The 273-nt window shown below is 57.9% G+C and carries 1 protein-coding gene; it reads left to right on the plus strand.

Annotated elements, in window-relative coordinates; genetic code table 11:
- Nucleotides 1-80: 80 nt before the first annotated feature.
- The gene (locus ABG80_RS22595; RefSeq protein ID WP_160322479.1) at nt 81-251 is read left to right on the plus strand and encodes a hypothetical protein; all 171 of its coding nucleotides are present in this window, start codon (nt 81-83) and stop codon (nt 249-251) included.
- Nucleotides 252-273 lie beyond the last annotated feature (22 nt).

Genomic DNA, 273 nt, shown 5'->3' on the forward strand with positions numbered 1-273 from the left:
AAGTAGGCTTTCATCGACTTAGCGCCCCGTCTAATGGCACACAGAGGGCAAAGCAGGTGCTTCATGCAGAAGCTGGCCGCATGCAGCCTCACAGCGTCGATGGTGAAGTAGTGCCGGAACAGCAGGTAGTCACCGCGAGTGGTGAGCCGCTGGTGAAGCGTTTCTTGACCTTCAACGTGGTCGCCGATAAACTGCGCTACATCGAGCGCACGACTCTTTGCCTTACCGTACCGATCAACCCGCCTGGGTAGCGTCTCGATTCCATCAGCCCCG

This window comes from Aquabacterium parvum (assembly GCF_001447195.1).
GTDB classification, from domain to species: domain Bacteria; phylum Pseudomonadota; class Gammaproteobacteria; order Burkholderiales; family Burkholderiaceae_C; genus Aquabacterium; species Aquabacterium parvum.